This is a genomic window from Burkholderia sp. AU18528 (genome assembly GCF_002223215.2).
GTDB classification, from domain to species: Bacteria; Pseudomonadota; Gammaproteobacteria; order Burkholderiales; family Burkholderiaceae; genus Burkholderia; species Burkholderia semiarida.
This window is the reverse complement of record NZ_NKFC02000005.1, coordinates 111,445-131,710: the sequence shown is the minus strand read 5'-3', so window position 1 is coordinate 131,710 and position 20,266 is coordinate 111,445. Positions and strand designations below refer to the sequence as shown.

At 67.3% G+C, this 20,266-nt stretch carries 19 protein-coding genes and 2 pseudogenes; 9 read left to right on the top strand and 12 right to left on the bottom strand.

Going from position 1 to position 20,266, the window contains the following annotated elements; genetic code table 11:
* Positions 1-101 precede the first annotated feature (101 nt).
* Positions 102-467, top strand: a pseudogene (locus CFB52_RS12110) (DNA-deoxyinosine glycosylase); the annotation flags it as partial.
* A 63-nt stretch (positions 468-530) separates the two neighbouring features.
* Here CFB52_RS12110 and CFB52_RS12105 read toward each other — a convergent pair.
* Both CFB52_RS12105 and CFB52_RS12100 read right to left on the bottom strand, forming a co-directional pair.
* Entirely contained in the window at positions 531-854 is a 324-nt protein-coding gene (locus tag CFB52_RS12105) for a helix-turn-helix domain-containing protein (protein ID WP_059583733.1), read from the bottom strand.
* Positions 851-1,212: pseudogene (locus tag CFB52_RS12100) on the bottom strand (type II toxin-antitoxin system RelE/ParE family toxin). The gene CFB52_RS12105 and the pseudogene CFB52_RS12100 overlap by 4 nt, the downstream one beginning before the upstream one ends.
* A 539-nt stretch (positions 1,213-1,751) precedes the next feature.
* On the opposite strand from CFB52_RS12100, the gene CFB52_RS12095 reads away from it, so the two are divergent.
* From CFB52_RS12095 to mctP, 3 genes are all read left to right on the top strand, one after another.
* Positions 1,752-2,669: a spermidine synthase gene (locus tag CFB52_RS12095; protein WP_099316679.1), complete on the top strand. Its 918-nt coding sequence runs from the start codon at positions 1,752-1,754 to the stop codon at positions 2,667-2,669.
* A 198-nt stretch (positions 2,670-2,867) separates the two neighbouring features.
* Positions 2,868-3,110 (top strand): DUF3311 domain-containing protein, encoded by a 243-nt coding sequence (locus CFB52_RS12090; protein ID WP_006490660.1) that lies wholly within the window; start codon positions 2,868-2,870, stop codon positions 3,108-3,110.
* On the top strand, positions 3,107-4,657 hold the full coding sequence (gene mctP, locus CFB52_RS12085) for a monocarboxylate uptake permease MctP (protein ID WP_059583724.1): 1,551 nt from the start codon (positions 3,107-3,109) through the stop codon (positions 4,655-4,657). Before CFB52_RS12090 ends, mctP begins: the two co-directional genes overlap by 4 nt.
* A gap of 89 nt (positions 4,658-4,746) precedes the next feature.
* Here mctP and CFB52_RS12080 read toward each other — a convergent pair whose 3' ends face one another.
* From CFB52_RS12080 to CFB52_RS12060, 5 genes are all read right to left on the bottom strand, one after another.
* Positions 4,747-5,202, bottom strand: a complete 456-nt coding sequence (locus CFB52_RS12080) for a VOC family protein (RefSeq protein ID WP_099316678.1) — start codon at positions 5,200-5,202, stop codon at positions 4,747-4,749.
* Between the two features lie 241 nt (positions 5,203-5,443).
* Positions 5,444-6,397: a transaldolase gene (gene tal, locus CFB52_RS12075; RefSeq protein ID WP_059583766.1), complete on the bottom strand. Its 954-nt coding sequence runs from the start codon at positions 6,395-6,397 to the stop codon at positions 5,444-5,446.
* Between the two features lie 168 nt (positions 6,398-6,565).
* Positions 6,566-7,777, bottom strand: a complete 1,212-nt coding sequence (locus tag CFB52_RS12070) for a benzoate/H(+) symporter BenE family transporter (protein WP_099316677.1) — start codon at positions 7,775-7,777, stop codon at positions 6,566-6,568.
* A 55-nt stretch (positions 7,778-7,832) separates the two neighbouring features.
* Positions 7,833-9,008, bottom strand: coding sequence for a VWA domain-containing protein (locus tag CFB52_RS12065; RefSeq protein WP_060311987.1), 1,176 nt, complete (start codon positions 9,006-9,008; stop codon positions 7,833-7,835).
* Positions 9,009-9,034: 26 nt separating this feature from the next.
* The gene (locus CFB52_RS12060; RefSeq protein WP_099316941.1) at positions 9,035-9,877 is read right to left on the bottom strand and encodes a MoxR family ATPase; all 843 of its coding nucleotides are present in this window, start codon (positions 9,875-9,877) and stop codon (positions 9,035-9,037) included.
* Positions 9,878-10,122: 245 nt separating this feature from the next.
* Between CFB52_RS12060 and CFB52_RS12055 the strand changes: the two genes are divergently transcribed.
* Together CFB52_RS12055 and CFB52_RS12050 are read left to right on the top strand one after the other, a co-directional pair.
* A complete protein-coding gene (locus CFB52_RS12055; protein ID WP_006478192.1) occupies positions 10,123-10,482 on the top strand; it encodes a cytochrome c in 360 nt (119 codons plus the stop codon).
* Positions 10,483-10,522: 40 nt separating this feature from the next.
* Complete coding sequence (locus CFB52_RS12050) at positions 10,523-10,882, top strand: cytochrome c (RefSeq protein ID WP_006490657.1); 360 nt, start codon at positions 10,523-10,525, stop codon at positions 10,880-10,882.
* Positions 10,883-10,992: 110 nt separating this feature from the next.
* On the opposite strand, the gene CFB52_RS12045 is transcribed toward CFB52_RS12050, so the two are convergent.
* Positions 10,993-11,460, bottom strand: a complete 468-nt coding sequence (locus CFB52_RS12045) for a DUF1841 family protein (RefSeq protein WP_371090871.1) — start codon at positions 11,458-11,460, stop codon at positions 10,993-10,995.
* Positions 11,461-11,650: 190 nt separating this feature from the next.
* Here CFB52_RS12045 and CFB52_RS12040 point away from each other — a divergent pair, with 190 nt between their 5' ends.
* Positions 11,651-12,580 carry a DMT family transporter gene (locus tag CFB52_RS12040; RefSeq protein WP_060311989.1) on the top strand — a complete coding sequence of 310 codons (930 nt, stop codon included), beginning with the start codon at positions 11,651-11,653 and terminating at the stop codon, positions 12,578-12,580.
* Between the two features lie 104 nt (positions 12,581-12,684).
* Here the strand turns inward: CFB52_RS12040 and nth are convergent, their stop codons facing one another.
* Together nth and rsxB are read right to left on the bottom strand one after the other, a co-directional pair.
* Positions 12,685-13,329 (bottom strand): endonuclease III, encoded by a 645-nt coding sequence (gene nth, locus CFB52_RS12035; RefSeq protein WP_006478196.1) that lies wholly within the window; start codon positions 13,327-13,329, stop codon positions 12,685-12,687.
* The gene (rsxB, locus tag CFB52_RS12030) at positions 13,326-14,240 is read right to left on the bottom strand and encodes an electron transport complex subunit RsxB (RefSeq protein WP_099316676.1); all 915 of its coding nucleotides are present in this window, start codon (positions 14,238-14,240) and stop codon (positions 13,326-13,328) included. The genes nth and rsxB overlap by 4 nt, the downstream gene beginning before the upstream one ends.
* A 263-nt stretch (positions 14,241-14,503) precedes the next feature.
* Here rsxB and CFB52_RS12025 point away from each other — a divergent pair, with 263 nt between their 5' ends.
* On the top strand, positions 14,504-15,136 hold the full coding sequence (locus tag CFB52_RS12025; RefSeq protein WP_059583716.1) for a TetR family transcriptional regulator: 633 nt from the start codon (positions 14,504-14,506) through the stop codon (positions 15,134-15,136).
* A 106-nt stretch (positions 15,137-15,242) separates the two neighbouring features.
* Here CFB52_RS12025 and CFB52_RS12020 read toward each other — a convergent pair whose 3' ends face one another.
* Both CFB52_RS12020 and CFB52_RS12010 read right to left on the bottom strand, forming a co-directional pair.
* Entirely contained in the window at positions 15,243-16,736 is a 1,494-nt protein-coding gene (locus tag CFB52_RS12020; protein WP_059583714.1) for a polyhydroxyalkanoate depolymerase, read from the bottom strand.
* Positions 16,737-16,948: 212 nt separating this feature from the next.
* A complete protein-coding gene (locus CFB52_RS12010) occupies positions 16,949-18,778 on the bottom strand; it encodes a glycoside hydrolase family 15 protein (protein WP_089465028.1) in 1,830 nt (609 codons plus the stop codon).
* 166 nt (positions 18,779-18,944) lie between these two features.
* On the opposite strand from CFB52_RS12010, the gene CFB52_RS12000 reads away from it, so the two are divergent.
* Positions 18,945-20,192, top strand: a complete 1,248-nt coding sequence (locus CFB52_RS12000; protein ID WP_099316675.1) for a lactonase family protein — start codon at positions 18,945-18,947, stop codon at positions 20,190-20,192.
* Positions 20,193-20,266 lie beyond the last annotated feature (74 nt).

The following is a 20,266-nucleotide window of genomic DNA, read 5'->3' as shown; positions in this document are numbered from 1 at the left end:
AGCGACCGTTTCGGCGGATCTAGATAGCAGGGATATCGCGAGACGTTGGTGATGGCCACGGCGAGCCGTGATGGGCCAGATGTCAAATTGACCAAAATACCAACCAGTTCTGGCGGCTGCTCGGCGCGGTGCTCGGCGAACCGACGCTGCATGAACTGCCGTACGACGCGCGGCTCGAGCGCGTGCTGTCGCACGGCATCGGCATCTGGGACGTCCTCGATGCATGCCATCGCCAGGGCAGTCTGGATTCCGCGATCAGGAACGCGAAGCCGAACGACTTCGATTCGCTGCGCGCGCATGCGCCGTTGCTCAAGCGCGTGTGCTTCAACGGCAAGACGGCCGGGCGGTTCGCCGACGTGATCGGCGAGGCCGGGTACGAGACGCTCGTGCTGCCTTCGTCGAGCCCGGCGAATGCGATGCTGTCGTTCGAGCAGAAGCTCGAACACTGGCGCCGAATCGTGCTTTGATCGGCCGGCGCTGCCGGTAGCCTGGACGGCCCGCGCATCGGAGCGATCGAAACGACGCTGTCGTCAGGTGGCGAATACGACTTCGATGTGCCCTTCGGCTTCCGACCGACGGTCGGGCCCGACGACGATCCGCACGTCGCGTCCGAGCTTCGCCAGGCATTCGAGCATCTTCATTTCGCTCACGCCGCGAAACTGCCCGCGCAGCATGTTCGACAGCTTCGGCTGAGGGACGCCGAGCAAGCGTGCCGCGTGCTGCTGCGTCCATTGGCGCGCCTTGATGATTTCCGCGATCTTCGCGGCGAGTTGGGCCTTCACCCGCATTTCATCGGCATCGCGCATGCCCAGGTCCGCGTAGACGTTCCCGCTGCCCTGTTCGATTTCGATCATCGCCTTTCTCCTGTTGCGTGTGCTTCGGCTGCTTTCAGACGCGCGCGGATCAGATCGTTGTCCGGCTTCGGTGTCGCGATGCCGCTCGGCGATTTCTTCTGGAAACAGTGCAGCACGTAGACGCTGTTTCCAAGCTTCACCGTGTAGACCGCGCGGTACGTGCCGTTGTCTTCCGATTCCACGATCTCCAGTACGCCGGCCGAGCCGAATCCCGCCAAGGGCTTGGCCTGATCGTGCTTGCGCCCTGTCTGCGCCAGATACAGCGCATAGCCGAACGTGTGCTGCACGGTTTCGGGCATGACCTTCAATCCTTGCGCGCCGAGCCGAGCCAGTACAGCGGTTTGATGTATGGATCCATCGACGAATTTATCCCTATTTGGGTATATTTTCAAGGGCCGCGCAGGCATTCGGCGCGGCCGTTCGAATGCGGTGTCAGGAGCGGGCAGGCGAGAAGTGGCCACCGACGGGCGGTGGCGGTTCAGCGATCGGATGCTGCCGACGGGAAATGCGATGTGAACTCCCGGCCGGGCGGCCGTTGCTTCACATTGTTGCGTCGCGTGGAGAGTCGAGACAATTCAGCCGTTCGACAGAGCGCCGTCGCGGCGCATCGATGACGGAAGGAAGGGCGTGGCTGACGAACCGCGACGCATGGGCTTGCGTGTCGCGTCGACGCTCAGTCGTCGTTGCCCCATCGCCAGCGGGGCTGCTCGCCCTTGAGCCAGCACACCGCAGTCAGCAGCGCGACCAGCACCACGAACGCCCATGTCGCCTGCAAGTCGCCCGAATGGCCGGTCGACCGACCGCTCTCGCCACCGGCGGGCCCAGACCCCCACCAATGCTATCCTCTCGTCCGCTCATCCAGCGTCACCCAGCATCACCCAGCGAGATTCAACCATCATGACCCGACTGATCAAGCGTGCGTCCGCCGAGGCGCGCGCGTTCAAGCAACGCCAGCCGTCCGCGTACAACGGCTCCGAAAAACTCCAGCCGCCGCGCGTGAAGCGCCGCCCGGACATCGACGAACACGACGACGTGCCGGTGCTCGAAGCGCCGCGCAAGCCGCGCTTCGCGCCCGTTACGTTCTCCGAAGAAGGCGGCGTGCGCTTCCTGCACTTCGGCACCGAGTGGGTGCAGGGCGCGATGCGGATCTCGAAGCCGCTGCATATCGAGCTCGAATACGCGCAGCAGATGATGGCGTGGCTGCTGTTCCTCGAAACGCCCGAGCGGATTGTCCAGCTCGGGCTCGGCACCGGCGCGCTGACGAAGTTCGCGCATCGTTTCCTGCCGCACGCGAAGGTCGAGGCCGTCGAGCTGAACCCGGCCGTGATCGTCGCCGCGCGCACGATGTTCGCGCTGCCGCCCGACGACGCACGCCTCGTCGTGCATGAAGCCGACGCATGGGATTTCGTCAACGATGCGGCCAACCGCGGCACGACCGGCGCGATCCAGATCGACCTGTACGACGCGACCGCGCGCGGCCCCGTGCTCGACAGCGTCGCGTTCTACCGCGCGGTGCGCGGCTGTCTGGCCGATGCCGGCATCGCGACGATCAACCTGTTCGGCGATCACCCGAGCTTCGTGCGCAACATGAAGCACCTGAACGCGGCGTTCGATCACCGCGTGATCGCGCTGCCGGAAGTGCACGACGGCAACCGGATCGCGATCGCGTTTTCGGGCCCGGCGCTCGACGTGCCGTTCGCGCAGCTCGACGTCCGCGCGAAGCTGATCGAGGACACGCTGAAGCTGCCCGCGCGCAAGTGGGTGAAAGCTTTGAAAGCAACGACCGGCGCACGCGACACGTCGTTCGCGATCTGACGCCGGAGGCACCGGCGCGGGCCGGTGCATCCACGCGACAAGGGGCGGATCACCTCGGGTTCGCCCCCGCTTGACCGCGTGCTCGCGGCTCCTATACTGGCGCGAAGCCAGGGGAGCCGCAGCCTACCCGTATTGCCGCTCCTCTCGGCGCCGTACCCGCTCAACAAGATCGATAACCGGGATAGAAGAGGAGACGTCATGGCTCACGATGCCGACGCCAACCGGGCCGCCAAGCGCTGGCTCTGGCTGCTGGTGCTGCCGCTGATCGCGATGGTCTGGGTGCCGTCGTACAGCAAGATCGAACCGCAATGGCTCGGTTTTCCGTTTTTCTACTGGTACCAGTTGCTTTGGGTCTTCATCAGCGCGGTGATCACCGCGTTCGTGTACTTCAAGACCAAGAACGCGTGGAAGGCGAGCGGCACGCAAGGAGGTGCGCAATGAATCTCGGCGCGACTTTCGTCTTCGTCCTGCTGTTCATCGGCGTCACGATCATCGGTTTCCTGGCCGCGAACTGGCGGCGCGGCGATCTCGCCCATCTCGACGAATGGGGCCTCGGCGGACGCCGCTTCGGCACGATCGTCACGTGGTTCCTGCTCGGCGGCGATCTCTACACGGCCTATACGTTCGTCGCGGTGCCAGCGCTCGTGTTCGGCGCCGGCGCGATGGGCTTCTTCGCGCTGCCGTACACGATCCTGATCTATCCGTTCGCGTTCGTCGTGTTCCCGAAGCTGTGGAGCATCGCGAAGCGGCACGGCTACGTGACGGCCGCCGATTTCGTCAACGCGCGCTACGGCAGCCGGATGCTCGCGCTCGCGATCGCGGTGACGGGCATCGTCGCGACGATGCCGTACATCGCGCTGCAGCTCGTCGGCATCGAGGTGGTGATCGGCGCGCTCGGTTTCGACACGACCGGCTTCGTCGGCGACCTGCCGCTGATCATCGCGTTCGCGATCCTCGCCGCGTACACGTACACGTCGGGGCTGCGCGCGCCCGCGATGATCGCGATCGTGAAGGACGTACTGATCTACATCACGATCGCGGCCGCTGTCATCGTGATTCCCGCGAAGCTCGGCGGCTTCGGGCACATCTTTTCCGCGGTGCCGCCCGCGAAGCTGCTGCTGAAGGCGCCCGACGCGGCGAGCCTGAACGGCTACAGCGCGTACGCGACGCTCGCGGTCGGCTCGGCGCTCGCGCTGTTCCTGTATCCGCACTCGGTCACGGCGATCCTGTCGTCGTCGTCGGGCAACTCGATCCGCCGCAACATGGCGATGCTGCCCGCATACTCGTTCGTGCTCGGCCTGCTCGCGCTGCTCGGCTACATGGCGCTCGCCTCCGGCGTGAAGGACATGCCGCAATACGCGCCGTACTTCAAGGCGTTCGGCCCGAACTTCGCGGTGCCCGCGCTGTTCCTCGAGTACTTCCCGTCGTGGTTCGTCGGCGTCGCGTTCGCGGCGATCGGCATCGGCGCGCTGGTGCCGGCGGCGATCATGTCGATCGCGGCCGCGAACCTGTACACGCGCAACATCCACCGCGAGTTCGTGAACCGCAACATGTCGCACGACCAGGAAACGCACGTCGCGAAGCTCGTGTCGCTGATCGTGAAGGTGGGCGCGGTGGCGTTCATCCTCGGGCTGCCGCTGACCTACGCGATCCAGCTGCAACTGCTCGGCGGGATCTGGATCATCCAGACCCTGCCGGCGATCGTGCTCGGCCTGTACACGCGCGTGCTCGACCATCGCGGGCTGCTCGCCGGCTGGGCGGCCGGCATCGTCTGCGGCACGTGGATGGCGATCTCGCTGAAGCTGGCGAGTTCGATCTTCACGATCCACCTGTTCGGCCTCGCGATTCCCGGCTACGCGGCCGTGTGGTCGCTGGTCGTGAACCTGGTGGTGTCGGTGGTCGTGAGCGTGCTGGTGCGCGCGATCGGCATGGCGCATGCGGAGGATCGCACGCGGCCTGAGGATTATCTCGACGTCGTCGAGGGTTGATACGGGCCGAGCGCGGCGGCGTGCCGCGCACGCGCCGCGCGGCAACGAAAACGCCCGCCACCGTGAGGTGGCGGGCGTTCGTTCCTGCGTCAGCCCTGTGCGCGTTTCGCGAGTTCCTCGCGCTGCGACAGGTCCTCGACGTTGACCATCCAGTGCACGCCGAAACGATCCTTCGCCATCCCGAAGCCGAGCGCCCAGAACGTCTTGCCGAACGGCATCGTCACTTCGCCGCTGTCCGCGAGCGCATTGAACAGCTTCTGGCCTTCGTCGACCGTTGCCGGGTTCAGCGACAGCGAATAGCCGGCGTGCGCGGCGCCGGCCGGCTGGCTGCAGTCCCCGTCCGAGCACATGATCATCGAGTCGCCGATCGTGAAGCTCGCGTGCATCACCTTGTCGGCCATCTCCGGCGACATCGGGTAATCGGGATTCGGCGGTGCGTCCTTGAAGTGCATCTTGAACACCGTCTTCGCGCCGAGCGCCTTTTCGTAGAACTGAAGGGCTTCGTCGGCACGACCGTAGAACGTCAGGTACGGTTGAACTTGCATCGTTGTCTCCTGTGGGCCGGGCAGGCGGATCGGCGCCGGCTCGGGTACTGCGGGGATTGACCGGGACGAGCGCGACGGGATGCGGCCGCCGCACTCGTGACGTGGATTGTAGTGCGCGTGCTCGACGATGGAATGAAAAATAAAAACGGCCGCGAACAGGCAGTTCGCGGCCGTTCGTCGTGTCTGTTGACGGCTGTTGTCAGTCTTGCTGACAGATCAACACCCGTCACGCACGCGCGATTCAGCGCAGCGCGTCGATCAGCTTCTCGAGCTTCACCGCGTCGGCGGCGAACACGCGGATGCCTTCGGCGAGTTTTTCGGTCGCCATCGCTTCGTCGTTCAACTGGAAGCGGAACGATGCCTCGTCGATCGCGACGCGCTCGGACGGCTTGTCCTGCAGCGTGTCCGGCGACAGCTTGCGGGCGACCGTCTCGTTGCTCTCCTGCAGCTTCTGCAGCAAATCGGGACTGATCGTCAGCAGATCGCAGCCGGCGAGTTCGGTGATCTGGCTCGTCGTGCGGAAGCTCGCGCCCATCACTTCGGTCTTGTAGCCGAACGTCTTGTAGTACGTGTAGATGCGGCGCACCGATTGCACGCCCGGATCGTTCGCGCCGCCGTCCTTCGCTTCATTCCATTCCGCGCCGGCCTGCTTCTTGTACCAGTCGTAGATGCGGCCGACGAACGGCGAGATCAGTTGCGCGCCGGCTTCCGCGCACGCGGCGGCCTGCACGAGCGAGAAAAGCAGGGTCATGTTGCACTTGATCCCTTCCTTCTGCAGCACCTCGGCCGCGCGAATGCCTTCCCACGTCGACGCGAGCTTGATCAGGATGCGCTCGCGGCCGACGCCGGCCGCTTCGTACAGCTTGATGAGCTCGCGACCCTTGTCGATCGAGCGCTGCGTGTCGAACGACAGGCGTGCGTCGACCTCGGTCGACACGCGGCCCGGGATCAGCTTCAGGATTTCGGTGCCGAATGCGATCAGCAGGCGGTCGATGATGAAATCGGTGCTTTCGTTGCGGTGATCGCGGACGGTTTTCTCGAGGATCGGCTTGTACGCATCCTTCTGGACGGCCTTCAGGATCAGCGACGGGTTCGTGGTCGCGTCCTGCGGCTTGTATTGCGCAAGCTGCTGGAAGTCGCCCGTGTCGGCGACGACGGTCGTGTACTGCTTCAGCTGGTCGAGTGCGGTAGTCATGGCGATTCGGAAGAAGAGCGCGGGGCGCCGGGTTCTCACGGGCCGCGCGAGCGCGGCGGCGAAGCGAAGCGGCGCCGGGCGCCGCTTCCGATCCATCATTTTAGGCCCGATTCGTGTCGGGCACGTTTTGGCGTGCCGGGCGCGCGCCGCGGCAGGCTGCGAGCCGCGTCACGCGGGGCGCCGCGCGTTCAGGATCACCTGCGTGACGACGCCCGCGACGAGCCCCCAGAACGCGGAGCCGATCGACAGCAGCGTGAGGCCCGAAGCCGTGACCATGAACGTGACGAGCGCCGCTTCGCGCTGCTTCACGTCCTGCATCGCGTTCGCGAGCCCGCTCATGATCGAGCCGAACAGCGCGAGCGCCGCGACCGACACGACGAGCGCCTTCGGCAGCGCCGCGAACAGCGCGGCGATCGTCGCGCCGAAGACGCCGGCGATCAGGTAGAACGTGCCGCACCACACGGCGGCCGTGTAGCGCTTCGCATGATCCTCGTGCGCTTCCGGGCCCGTGCAGATCGCCGCCGTGATCGCCGCGAGGTTCACGCCGTGCGAACCGAACGGCGCGAGCAGCAGCGACGCGAGGCCGGTCGTCGCGATCAGCGGCGACGACGGCGTCGAATAGCCGTCCGCGCGCAGCACCGCGATGCCCGGCACGTTCTGCGACGCCATCGCGACGACGAACAGCGGAATGCCGATGCTGACGATCGACGCGATCGAGAACGCGGGCATCGTGAACACGGGCTGCGCGAGCGCGATGTGGAAGCGGCTGAAGTCGAGCAGCCCGAGGCCGCCGGCCACCGCCGTGCCGACGATCAGCGTCGTCGGAATCGCATAGCGCGGCGCGAGCCGCTTGACGATCAGGTAGGTGAAGAACATCGCGAGCACGAGCGCGGTCTGGAACTGCGCGGCGCGGAAGATCTCGATGCCGATCTCGAACAGGATGCCCGCGAGCAGCGCGGCCGCGATGCCGGCCGGAATGCGCTTCATCAGCGTGTCGAACAGCCCGCTCACGCCGACGGCCGTCAGCAGCAACGCGCACACGACGAACGCGCCGATCGCCTCGCGGTAGGGCACGCCGGGCAGCGACGCGATCAGCAGCGCGGCGCCGGGCGTCGACCACGCGACGACGACGGGCGCGCGAAAGCGCAGCGACAGGCCGATGGTCGTCAGCGCCATGCCGATCGACAGCGCCCAGATCCACGACGAGATCTGCGCGTCGGTGAGGTGGGCGGCGCGGCCGGCCTGGAACATCAGCACGAGCGAGCTCGTGTAGCCGGTCATCATCGCGACGAAGCCGGCGACGAGCGCGGACACGGACGTATCGGCGAAAAAGCGGCGGCCGCCGGCGCGGCTGGCGCTCGCGGTGGGCGAAAGGTTCATGCTCTCTCCGGGGCGGCCGCTCGGATGCGGCCTGGGTATCTGCGGGTGGGTGTCGTTACTTGCTGAGTGCGCGCATCGCGGTTTCGAGGCCCGCGAGCGTGAGCGGATACATGCGCTGGCCGAGCACGTCGCGAATGATCGCGATCGATTGCCGGTATTCCCATAGCCGCTCGGGCTCCGGGTTCAGCCATGCATGGTGGGGGAACTGGTCGGCGAGACGGCGCAGCCACACGGCGCCGGCTTCCGGGTTGTTGTATTCGACCGAGCCGCCGGGCTGCAGCACTTCGTACGGGCTCATCGTCGCGTCGCCGACGAAGATCAGCTTGTAGTCGGGCGTGAACTTGTGCAGCACGTCCCACGTCGCGGTGCGCTCCGAGTGACGGCGCCGGTTGTTCTTCCACAGGTGGTCGTACACGCAGTTGTGGAAGTAGAAGAATTCGAGGTGCTTGAATTCGGCCTTCGCGGCCGAGAACAGCTCTTCGGTGCGCTTGATGTGGTCGTCCATCGAGCCGCCGACGTCGAGCAGCATCAGCACCTTCACGTTGTTGTGGCGCTCGGGCACCATCCGCAGGTCGAGCCAGCCGGCGTTCGCGGCCGTGCTGCGGATCGTGCCGGGCAGGTCGAGCTCCTCGGCCGCGCCTTCGCGCGCGAAGCGGCGCAGCCGCCGCAGCGCGACCTTGATGTTGCGCGTGCCGATCTCGACCGAATCGTCGTAGTCGCGGTAGGCGCGCGCCTCCCACACCTTCACCGCGGTGCGGTTGCCGTTCGACGGGCCGCCGATGCGCACGCCTTCCGGGTTGTAGCCGCCGTGCCCGAACGGCGACGTGCCGCCCGTGCCGATCCATTTGTTGCCGCCTTCGTGGCGTTCCTTCTGCTCGTCGAGCAGCGCCTTCAAGCGCTCCATCAGCTTGTCGAGGCCGCCCATCGCGTCGATCTGCGCCTTCTCCTCGGCCGACAGCTCGCGCTCGAGGCGCTTCTCGAGCCAGTCGAGCGGGATGTCGAACGCCTCGGACGGCAGGGCGGACACGCCGTGGAAATACGCGCCGAACGCCTGGTCGAACTTGTCGAAATATTGCTCGTCCTTGACGAGCGTCATCCGCGCGAGGAAGTAGAACGCGTCGATCGACGGCGAGATCAGCCCGGCCTTCAGCGCTTCGAGCAGCGTCAGGTATTCCTTCACCGAGACGGGCAGCTTGGCTGCGCGCAGCGCGTAGAAGAAATTGAGCAGCATGGCCGGGCCTTCGCGGGTGAGGGGGATTACCGGTTGTGCCGGTTCATGTAGACGAGCCGTTCGAGCAGGCTCAGATCCTGCTCGTTCTTCAGCAGCGCGCCCGCGAGCGGCGGCACGATCTGCTTCGCGTCCGCGCCGCGCAGCGCGTCGGCCGGGATGTTCTCGGCGAGCAGCAGCTTCAGCCAGTCGAGCAGCTCGGACGTCGACGGCTTCTTCTTCAGGCCCGACACGCCGCGCAACTCGAAGAAGCTCTCGAGCGCCGCGCGCAGCAGTTCCTCGCGGATGTTCGGGAAGTGCACCGCGACGATCTTCTGCATCGTCGACGGGTCCGGAAACTGGATGTAGTGGAAGAAGCAGCGGCGCAGGAACGCGTCGGGCAGCTCCTTCTCGTTGTTCGACGTGATGATGACGAGCGGGCGGTGCTTCGCGCGGACCGTCTCGCGCGTCTCGTACACGTGGAATTCCATCCGGTCGAGCTCGCGCAGCAGGTCGTTCGGGAATTCGATGTCGGCCTTGTCGATTTCGTCGATCAGCAGCACGCTCGGGCGCTCGGCGTCGAACGCCTGCCACAGCACGCCCTTGACGATGTAGTTCGCGATGTCCTTCACGCGCGCGTCGCCGAGCTGCGAATCGCGCAGCCGCGATACGGCGTCGTATTCGTACAGGCCCTGCTGCGCCTTGGTGGTCGACTTGATGTGCCACTGCAACAGCGGCATGTCGAGCGCGGCGGCCACTTCCTCGGCGAGCATGGTCTTGCCGGTGCCGGGCTCGCCCTTGATCAGCAGCGGGCGTTGCAGCGTCAGCGCGGCATTGACCGCGAGCTTCAGATCGTCGGTGGCGACGTACTGCGAGGACCCTTCGAAACGCATGGCGGCGCTCTTCTTCATCGGGAAAAAAACCCAGTATAAGTCAGAAGGGCTGTGCGGGCGGGCCGCGCCCGCGTATCGTTGCGGGGCTACGGCGGGGCGAGCCGGGGGCGCCGTATGGACGCGTTCCCCGCCGACGCGGTACAATCTGGCCGTTTTTTTTGGCCTGCGTGGCGACCGACAAGCAAAACGGCGCGGGCCGTTGCCGCTTCGGCGCCAGTTTCCCCTCAAGCTAGGTTACAAGAGCTATGAACAAATTCGTCGGCAAACACGTCGTTGTCGCAGCGCTCGTGGCGCTCGCGGGCAGCGCGCAGGCGGCCGGTGTGGTCGGCAACCCGAAGGACGGGGCGAGCAAGGCCGCCATGTGCATCGGTTGCCACGGCATCCAGGACTACCGCGCGGCGTACCCGGAGGTCTACCGGGTGCCTGTCCTCGGCGGCCAGAACCAGCAATACCTCGAGAACGCGCTGAAGGCCTACCGCAAGAAGGATCGTCACTTCCCGTCGATGAATGCGATCGCCGGCTCGCTGACCGACCAGGACATCGCGGATCTGTCGGCGTACTACGCCGCCCAGAAGGCCGACACGAAGGACAACCCCTACAAGTAAAGCGCGCGCCGCCGATCTCTCCGGCGGGACAGGAGCATTCATGAACAACGCATTCAAGACGGCGGCGGTTGCACTGGCGGCCGGCCTCGCGATCGGTACCGCCCACGCCGCGGACATCTCGAAGGGCAAGGAACTGGTCGAATCGCACAACTGCGCGGCCTGCCACGGCGCGCAGCTGAACAAGCCGATCAACGCGGAGTACCCGCGTCTGGCCGGCCAGCACGCCGACTATCTCGTGTGGGCGATGCGCCAGTACCAGATGGGGCTGACGAACCCGCTGCTCGGTCGCAACAACGCGATCATGCAGGCGCAGGTCCAGAACCTGTCGGTCAGCGACATGAAGGACATCGCGTCCTACATCGAGTCGCTGAAGGAAACCGACCTCGTATTCAAGAAGTAAGCGCGACGGGCCTCACGGGCTCGCGCAGCAAGCATGCCCCGCCTCGGCGGGGTATTTTTTTGCCCGCTTCACGGGGCCGCCGGCGCGGGCCGGGGTGCCGGCCGGCGCACTTAGTCGCGCGACGCGCGGCGCAGGATGCGCTGCAGGTACGCGTCGGTATCGGGCGGTGTGTTCGTCCGCTGCGCCTCCCAGATCGTCTCGCCGAGGCATTCCATGATCGCGTGCTGCGCATCGTGGGTCGAGTCGAGCTTCGCGGCCAGCTTGTCGTGCGCGGCGCGGATGCCGGGCGGCTGGTCGATCGACAACTGCTCGCTGATCGCGAGGTGCATCGACAGGTGCAGGAACGGGTTCGTGCGGCCTTCCTCGGGCGTGTAGTTGCGCGCCGCCGCGCCGTCGGCGTCGGCCAGTTCGTCGTGGTATTCGGGATGCTCGACGATCCAGTCGGCTGCGATCGCTTCCAGCGGCGTCAGGATCTCGCCCGCGCGCTGTTTGCGCCAGGTCTCGGTGAAAAAGCGACGCACGTCGTCGCGGCTTGGATTGAACATGGTGGGGAAACGTCGTGATTCGGGCGGCGTCATGCCGCGTCGGGCATTGTACGCCGGCGCGGCGGACGGCGCTGGTGGCCTCGGGCGGCTGGAGGCGGGCGGCACGGCGCGGGTCGTTGCGGCCGCCCGTCGCGCAACGGGTAAGCGCGGGCTAGGCTCGCCGCCGCCGCGCCGCTACACTCCGACGATTCCCGTCACGGCGCCTTGCTCGCCCGCTTTGACCATGACCGCCACCGTCCGCTCATCGTCCGCCGCCCTGCAGGGCGCGCTCTACGTCGCGTTGTCCGCCGCCGCGTTCGGCGCGATGGCGATTTTCGGCCGCTATGCGTACGCGGCCGGCGTCGACGTGCTCGGGCTGCTGATCGTGCGCTTCGCGATCGGCGGCGCGGTGCTCGCCGCCATCGCGCGGCAGCGCGGCGTCGCATGGCCGCGCGGCCGCGCGCTCGTGCCGCTCGTCGCGATGGGCGCGCTCGGCTACGTCGGGCAGTCGTTCTGCTATTTCAGCGCGCTGCAGCACGCGCAGGCGAGCCTCGTCGCGCTACTGCTGTACCTGTATCCGGCGTTCGTCACGCTGCTGGCCGCGTGGTGGCTCGGCGAGCGGCTGACGCGCGCGAAGGCCGTCGCGCTGGTGCTGTGCGTCGCGGGTTCGGCGCTGATGGTCGGCGGCGGGCACGGCGAGCCGCTCGGGATCGCGCTCGCGCTGGCCGCCGCGGTGATCTACTCGCTGTACATCGTCGGCGGCACCAAGGCGACGCGCGGCGTCGATCCGCTCGCGACCACCGCGATCATCTGCCTGTCGGCCACCGCGACGCTCGTCGCGATCGCCGTCGTGCGAACGGCGGCGTTCGGCGCGCCGCCGCGGTGGCCCGCGACGGCCGGCGGCTGGGCATCGATGCTCGCGATCGCGCTGGTGTCGACGGTGGCGGCCATGCTCGCGTTCTTCGCCGGGCTCGAGCGGCTCGGGGCCGCGCGCACGTCGATGCTGTCGACGCTCGAACCGGTCGTGACGGTCGCGCTCGCGGCGCTGCTGTTCGGGGAAGCGTTGTCGCCGCTGCAGTGGGCCGGCGGTGTCGCGATTCTGGCGGCCGTGCTGGCGCTCGTGCGCGCGGGCGGCGCGGCCGCCGACGACGCGACGGCGACGTCCAACGCCTAGTCGGGAAGGGGGGGCGCCGCCAACGCCGCGGCGGGGCCGGCCGGTTGTCGCGCGTGGCCCGGGCGGCCGGCGCGGCGCGTCGATACGTCAGCCGCGGCTGATGCTCACTCGTTGGGCGGTGGCGTCTTCGGCCGGAATTCGCACAGCGGTTCGATCGCGCAGTGCCAGCATTCGGGCCGGCGGGCCTTGCATACGTAGCGCCCGTGCAGGATCAGCCAGTGATGCGCGTCCTGCAGGAATTCCTTCGGCGTGAACTTCTCTAGCGCGGCTTCGACGGCCCGCACGTCCTTGCCCGGCGCGAGACCGGTGCGATTCGCGACGCGGAAGATATGCGTGTCGACCGCGATCGTCGGCTGGCCGAACGCGGTGTTCAGCACGACGTTCGCGGTCTTGCGGCCGACGCCCGGCAAGCCTTCGAGCGCTTCGCGATCGGCCGGCACCTCGCCGTCGTAGCGCTCGAGCAGGATCCTGCACGTCGCGACGACGTTCTTCGCCTTGGTGCGATAGAGGCCGATCGTCTTGATGTACTCGGTGACGCCTTCCTCGCCAAGCGCGACGATTTGTCGCGGGGTATTCGCGACCGGAAACATTTTCCGCATCGCCTTGTTGACCGACACGTCGGTCGCCTGCGCGGACAGCATCACGGCGATCAGCAGTTCGAACGGCGTCGAGTATTCGAGCTCGGTGGTCGGATGCGGATTGAGGCTCTGCAGCGTTTCGTAGATCGCGCGTCGTTTGCTGGCGTTCATGGAGCGTTCTGGTCGGGCGGCGTGGACGGGCCGTCCGGATCGTCGTTGCCTGCGTCGTTGTCGTTGTCGTTGTCGTGGTCGCCGCCGCCCGACGCCGCATCGGCGTCGCGCTGCGCCTGCTGTTCGGCGAGCCGCTTGCGGCGGGCCTCGGCCGCGTCGATCTGCGCCTGGACGGCCGCGCTCACGCCTTCGGTGTTCTTCGGCCCGGCGCCTTGCCCGGACAGTTCTTCCTTCTTCTTGCGCGCGCGTTCGAGCGCGGCGGCGATGATCGCGCGTTTCTTCGCTTCGGCGTCGTCGGCCGGTGCGGCGGCCGGCGCGCCCGGCTGCACGGCGGAGGGTTCCGCGGCCGGCTTCGCGGTACTCGCGGCGCGGCGGGCCGCGGCGCGCGCTTCGGCGGCCTCGCGCTCGCGACGCTGGCGCGCGAGCCGCAGATCGTGGCGCTCGCGCGCGGCGTCGGCCTGCTCCTGCGACCACGCATCCCAGCCCGTGCGATCGCCGGTCACCGGCAGCATCGCGATGCAGTCGACCGGGCACGGCGGCACGCACAGGTCGCAACCCGTGCACAGCGACGCGACGATCGTGTGCATCTGCTTCGGCGCGCCGACGATCGCGTCGACCGGGCACGCCTGCATGCACAGCGTGCAGCCGATGCACAGGTTTTCGTCGATGAACGCGACCGCGCGCGGATGTTCGCTGCCGTTCACGGGGTTCAGCGGAATCACCGGCTTGCCGAGCAGGCGCGCGAGGCGCGCGATGCCTTCGGCGCCGCCGGGCGGGCACTGGTTGTAGTTCGCGTCGCCGGCGGCGATCGCCTCGGCGTACGGACGGCAGCCGTTATAGCCGCACTTCGTGCATTGCGTCTGGGGAAGCAGATCTTCGATGCGATCCGCGAGTGTTTTGGAATCGGTCACGGTGACAACAGGCTGACAACGGGCGCCGCGGCGCCGAATGGCTCTCGGCCGCGTCGGGCGCGGCCGGAAAGGTTTGCCAAAGCTCGATTATCGCCGATTTCCCGCATTGCGCTGGACGCCGTCTATGCGCATAATCGAACCGCTTTTTTGCAGGGGCTCAGCAGGAGGGTGGCCGCCCGCGGCGCGCCCGTTCCAGGGCGGCCGGCGCCGAGGCGGTGGGGGTGCCGGTCCGGATCAAGCGGCTCACATAGCAAAACGCCACCATGAATCAGCCAAAAATCAAAAGAGATCCTGAAGGTACGCGCCGCCGCATCCTGATGGCGGCGGCCGAAGAGTTCGCGAATGGAGGGCTGTTCGGCGCGCGCGTCGATCAGATCGCGCGCCGGGCCGAAACGAACGAGCGCATGCTGTATTACTACTTCGGCAGCAAGGAGCAGCTCTTCACCGCCGTGCTCGAACACGCGTTCTCCGCGCTGACGGAGGCCGAGCGCGTGCTGGATCTCGACGGCGTCGCGCCGGTCGAAGCCGTCACGCGGCTCGCGCATTTTGTGTGGGATTACTACCGCGACCATCCGGAGCTGCTGAGGCTCATCAACAACGAGAACCTGCACGAAGCGCGCTATCTGCACAAGTCGACGCGGATCCGCGAGATGATGTCGCCGATCGTCGCGAAGCTCGGCAACGTGCTGATGCGCGGCCAGAAGGCCGGGCTGTTCCGCAGCGACGTCGATCCGCTGCGCTTCTACGTGACGCTGTCGGGGCTCGGCTACTACATCGTGTCGAACCGCTTCACGCTCGCCGCGACGCTCGGCCGCGACTTCACCGATACCGACGAGCGCGCGGAGATGGTCCGGATGAACACCGAGGTGCTGCTCGCGTATCTGCTGCGGCGCTGACGCGACGCATGGAGGAGCCGGTGCGCCGCTCGTTCGCGGCCGCGCCCGGATAAGAAAACGCCGCCGTGCGCAAGCTACGGCGGCGTTTCTGCGTCGGAGCGGTGTGTCAGGCGGCCTTGCGGGCTCGCATGGCTTTGGTGCGCGGGCTGCCTGCCGCGCGCTTCGCGGCCGGCGCGGCCTTGGCGGCGGGCGCGACCGTCACGGCCGGCGCCTTCGCGCGCGTGCCGCGCGTGCGTTTGGCGGCGGTGGCGCGCACCGCCGTTTCCGGTTCCGGCTCCGGCTTGGCGGCCGGCACGACGCCGATCGCGGTCGCATCCTGCGCATCGACGGGCAACTTCGCCGCGCCGTTCTTCGGCTCCGGCGCATGCTCGCGAATGAAGTCGCGCAGTTGCGGGTAGATGATCGTGCGCCAGCGGCGGCCCGAGAAGATCCCGTAGTGGCCGCACTTCTCGGCGGTTAGGCTGCGGCGATCGTCTTGCGGGATGCCCGTGCACAGCTCGTGCGCGACGTGCGTCTGGCCGCTGCCCGAGATGTCGTCGAGTTCGCCCTCGATCGTCATCAGTGCGGTGTGCTTGATGTCCTGCGGCCGCACGCGCTCGCCTTCGACGTCCCACGTGCCTTCCGCGAGCCGGAATTCCTGGAACACGACGCGGATCGTCTCGAGGTAATACTCGGCGGCCATGTCGAGCACCGCGTTGTACTCGTCGTAGAAGCGGCGGTGCGCTTCGGCGTCGTCCTCGTCGCCGCGCAGCAGGCTCTGGTAGAAATCCCAATGCGATTGCGCGTGCCGCTCCGGGTTCATCGCGACGAAGCCCGTGTGCTGAAGGAAGCCCGGATAGACCTGGCGGCCTTCGCCCGGATAGTTCGCGGGCACCGTGTGGATCACGTTGTTCTCGAACCACGAGGTCGAGTGCTGCGTCGCGAGCGAGTTCACGGAAGTGGGGCTGCGGCGCGCGTCGATCGGGCCGCCCATCATCGTCATCGTGAGCGGCGTGTCCTCGCCGCGGCTCGCCATCAGCGAAATCGCCGCGAGCACCGGCACCGTCGGCTGGCATACCGAGATCACGTGCAGGTTGCGCGCGCCGATGTGACGGATGAATTCCTGGATGTACGCGATGTAGTCGTGCAGGTGGAACGGGCCGACCTCGACCGGCACCATCCGCGCGTCGATCCAGTCGGTGATGTAGACCTTGTGATCCTGCAGCAGCGTGCGCACCGTGTCGCGCAGCAGCGTCGAATGGTGGCCCGACAGCGGCGCGCAGACCAGCACGACCGGTTCATCCTTCAGTTGCGTGACGGCGTCGGCGTCGTCCGAATAGCGCTTGAAGCGCAACAACCGGCAGAACGGCTTCTCGATGATCGTCTGCTCGACGATCGGGATGTTGTGGCCGTCCTTGACGATCTGGTGAATGTTGAATTCCGGCTTTTCGTAGTCCTTGCCGAGCCGATACATCAGCTCATAGGCGGCCGCCATCCGCGGTGCGCCGGGCATCAGCGAGAACGGGCTCGACGGATTCGCGAACGACTTCGACGCGGCCTGAGCCCAGGCCGTGAGCGGGCTCAGCATGGCCCGCTGGAATTCGTGCAATTGGTAAAGCATGCAGACTACTCCCGCGTGGGGGACGGTGCGCAAGGGCGGCGTGGGGCGTCGCGGCGTGCCGTGTGGGTCAGCGACCGGCCATGTTGCAATGCAGCCGGACAATCGTGTCGATCATATCGGACAACGATCGGTGTTGCAATGCAACATTTCCTCGGATTTTCATCAAAGCTTTGCGAATTGACGATCTCTGAACAAGGCTTCCCGGCCGCCGCTCAGCGGCCGGTGGCCACGGCCGGCGCGGGCTGGCCGGCCGCGCGCGCCATCGCGTCTTCGTGGTGCATCAGGTTCATCGCGGTATGCACGAGCGCCACGTGCGAGAACGCCTGCGGGAAGTTGCCGACGAGCCGGCCGGCCACCGGGTCGTATTCCTCCGCGAGCAGCCCGAGGTCGTTCGACAGCGCGAGCAGCCGGCTGAACAGCCGATGCGCGTCGTCGATCCGGCCGAGCAGCGCGTAGCTGTCGACCAGCCAGAAGCTGCACGCGAGAAACGTGCCTTCGCCGGGCGGCAGGCCGTCGTCGTATTCGGTCGTGCGGTAGCGCATCACGAGCCCGTCGTGCAGCAATTCCCGTTCGATCGCATCGACCGTGCCGACGATGCGCGGATCTTCCGGCGGCAGGAAGCCGAGCTGCGGCAGCAGCAGCACGCTCGCGTCGAGCTCGTCGCTGCCGTAGCTCTGCGCGAACGCCTGCTTGCCTTCGTGCCAGGCGTTCGCGCAGACGTCCGCGTGGATGCGTTCGCGCAGCGCGCGCCAGCGGTCGAGCGAGCCGGGCAGTCGGAACATTTCCGCCGACTTGATCGCGCGGTCGAACGCGACCCACGCCATCACCTTCGAGAACGTGAAATGGCGGCGGCCGCCGCGCGTTTCCCAGATCCCTTCGTCGGGCTCCTGCCAGATCTTCTCGAGATGGTCGAGCAGCGCGCACTGCACGGACCAGACCGTGTCGTCGGCCTGCAGGCCGCCCACGCGCGCGAGGTGCAGCGCGGCCATCACCTCGCCGAACACGTCGAGCTGGAGCTGGTTCGCGGCGCCGTTGCCGACGCGTACCGGCAGCGAATCCTGGTAGCCGGGCAGCCAGTCGAGCTCCATTTCCGGCAGCCGGCGCTCGCCGGCGATCCCGTACATGATCTGGATCTGCTCGGGCGAGCCGGCCATCACGCGGCCGAGCCACGTGCGCCATGCGCGCGCCTCGTCGTAGTAGCCGCCGCGCATCAGCGCGAGCAGCGTGATCGTCGCGTCGCGCAGCCAGCAGTAGCGGTAGTCCCAGTTGCGGTTGCCGCCGATCTTCTCGGGCAGCGACGTGGTCGGCGCGGCGACGATACCGCCGGTCGGCTCGTACGCGAGCGCCTTCAGCGTGATCAGCGAGCGGCGCACGGCGGCCGCGTAGCGGCCCTGCACCTGGCAGCGGCCCGACCATTCGAGCCAGTAGTTCTCCGTGCGCGCGAGCATCGACAGCGGGTCGCGCGCGGGCGGCAGCCGCATGTGCGACGCCGCGTAGCCGAGCGAGAACGGCACGCGCTCGTCGGCGCGGACCGTGAATTCCGCGAGCGTATGGAGGTTCTTGCCGGTGAGCGGCACCGGCGTGCGCAGCACGACGGTATCGGGGCCGGCGATGGCCTTCATGCCGTCCTCGCGGGTCAGTTGCGTGACCCACGGAATCGAGAAACCGTAGTCGAAGCGCAACACGAGCTCCATGCGCATCTTCATCGTGCCGTGGCGGCCGACGACGATCCGCACCAGTTCGGACCAGCCGTTGCCGGGCGGCATGAAGTCGATCACGGTGACGGCGCCGTCGGCGCTTTCGTAATCGGTTTCGAGAATCAGCGTGTCGCCGCGGTAGCGGCGCGTCGTGTGCGTGATCGCGGCGTCGGCGGCCGGAGCAAGCAGCCAGCGGCCGTGCTCGGGCGTGCCGAGCAGCGCCGCGAAGCAGGCGCCCGAATCGAAGCGGGGCCAGCACAGCCAGTCGACGGAGCCGTCTTTTGCGATCAGCGCGGCCGTGTGGCCGTCGCCGACGAGGGCGTAGTCTTCGATCAGGGCGGGCATGGGCAGGCGATCCTTGGGTATTCGAATTCACAATGCGGACGTCGGCGGCCCGGACTTCACGCCCGGGCGCCGCGCCCCGTATACTCGGCCGGGCGGCGGAGCGCATGAACGGCCGGCGTTTCGTCCTATCTCAACACTTGAAGCGACTCGATGCAAGGAGGATTCAATGCCCAACCGTTTACGGAAGCGTGACGCACGCGCTTCGACACGAGGGTTCCCGCTTAGGTTCGCTCACTGGATGAAAGGTTTCGCGATCGTGCTTTCCCTGTCCGCGACCCATGCATTCGCGCAGCAATCGTCCGCCCCGGCCGACGGCGTCTACAACCTGCTCGTCGGCACCTATACGGGCGGCGGCAGCGACGGGATCTACGTTTACCGCTTCGACACCAGGACCGGCAGCGTCGCGCCGGTGTCGTCGGCGAAGACCGTGAATCCGTCGTACCTGTTGCCGAGCCGCGACGGTCGCACCGTCTACGCGGTCAACGAGCTGCCCGGCGACGACGGGCCCGCGACGCAGCGCGGCGGCGTCAGCGCGTTCCGCTTCGACGCGAAGACGGGTGCGCTCAGCTTCATCGACCGCGTATCGTCGGAAGGGAACGATCCTTGCTATCTCGCGCTGTCGCCGGACGGCAAGTACCTCGTCACCGCCAACTACTCGGTCGCGGCCGACCCGGGTGGCAGCTTCGCGGTGTTTCCGCTGCGCGACGACGGCGCGGCCGGCCAGGCCGTGCTGACCGTCCACCACGAAGGCACCGGGCCCGTGAAGGGCCGCCAGGACGGCGCGCACGTGCATTCGACGGTGTTTTCGCCGGACGGCCGCTACCTGTTCGTGCAGGATCTCGGCGCGGACAAGATCTACGGCTACCGCTACACGGTGGACGGCAGCCGCGGGCTGATCAGCCCGACCGACACGCGCTACACGCCGGTGAAGGCCGGCTCGGGCCCGCGTCACATGGTGTTCGGCGCCGACGGCCGCTTCGCTTACGTGACGAGCGAGCTCAACGCGTCGGTCGAGGTGTTCGGCTATCACGACGGCAAGCTGACGCCGGTCCAGACGGTGCCGATGACGGCGCCGGGCTTCAAGGGCAAGGTCGGCGGCGGCGCGATCCACCTGTCGCCGGACGGGCGCTTCCTGTACGTGAGCAACCGCGGCGACGCGAACGACCTCGTGATCTACGCGGTGAACAAGGCCGACGGCCGGCTCAAGCACGTCGGCCGCCAGTCGAGCCTCGGCAAGACGCCGCGCGAGTTCCTGATCGATCCGACCGGCAAGTGGCTGATCGTCGGCAACCAGGACAGCGACACGTTCTACGTGTTCAGCCGCGATGTCGAAACGGGGCAGCTCGGCGCGAATCCGCAGAAGGTCGCGGTCGGCAAGCCGGTCGACTTCAAGCTGGTGCCGGTCGAGCAGTAAATCCCGGTCGATTCCCGGCCGATGCAAGAAGGGCGCTGCCGATGCAGCGCCCTTCGTATTTGGGGCAGCCGCTT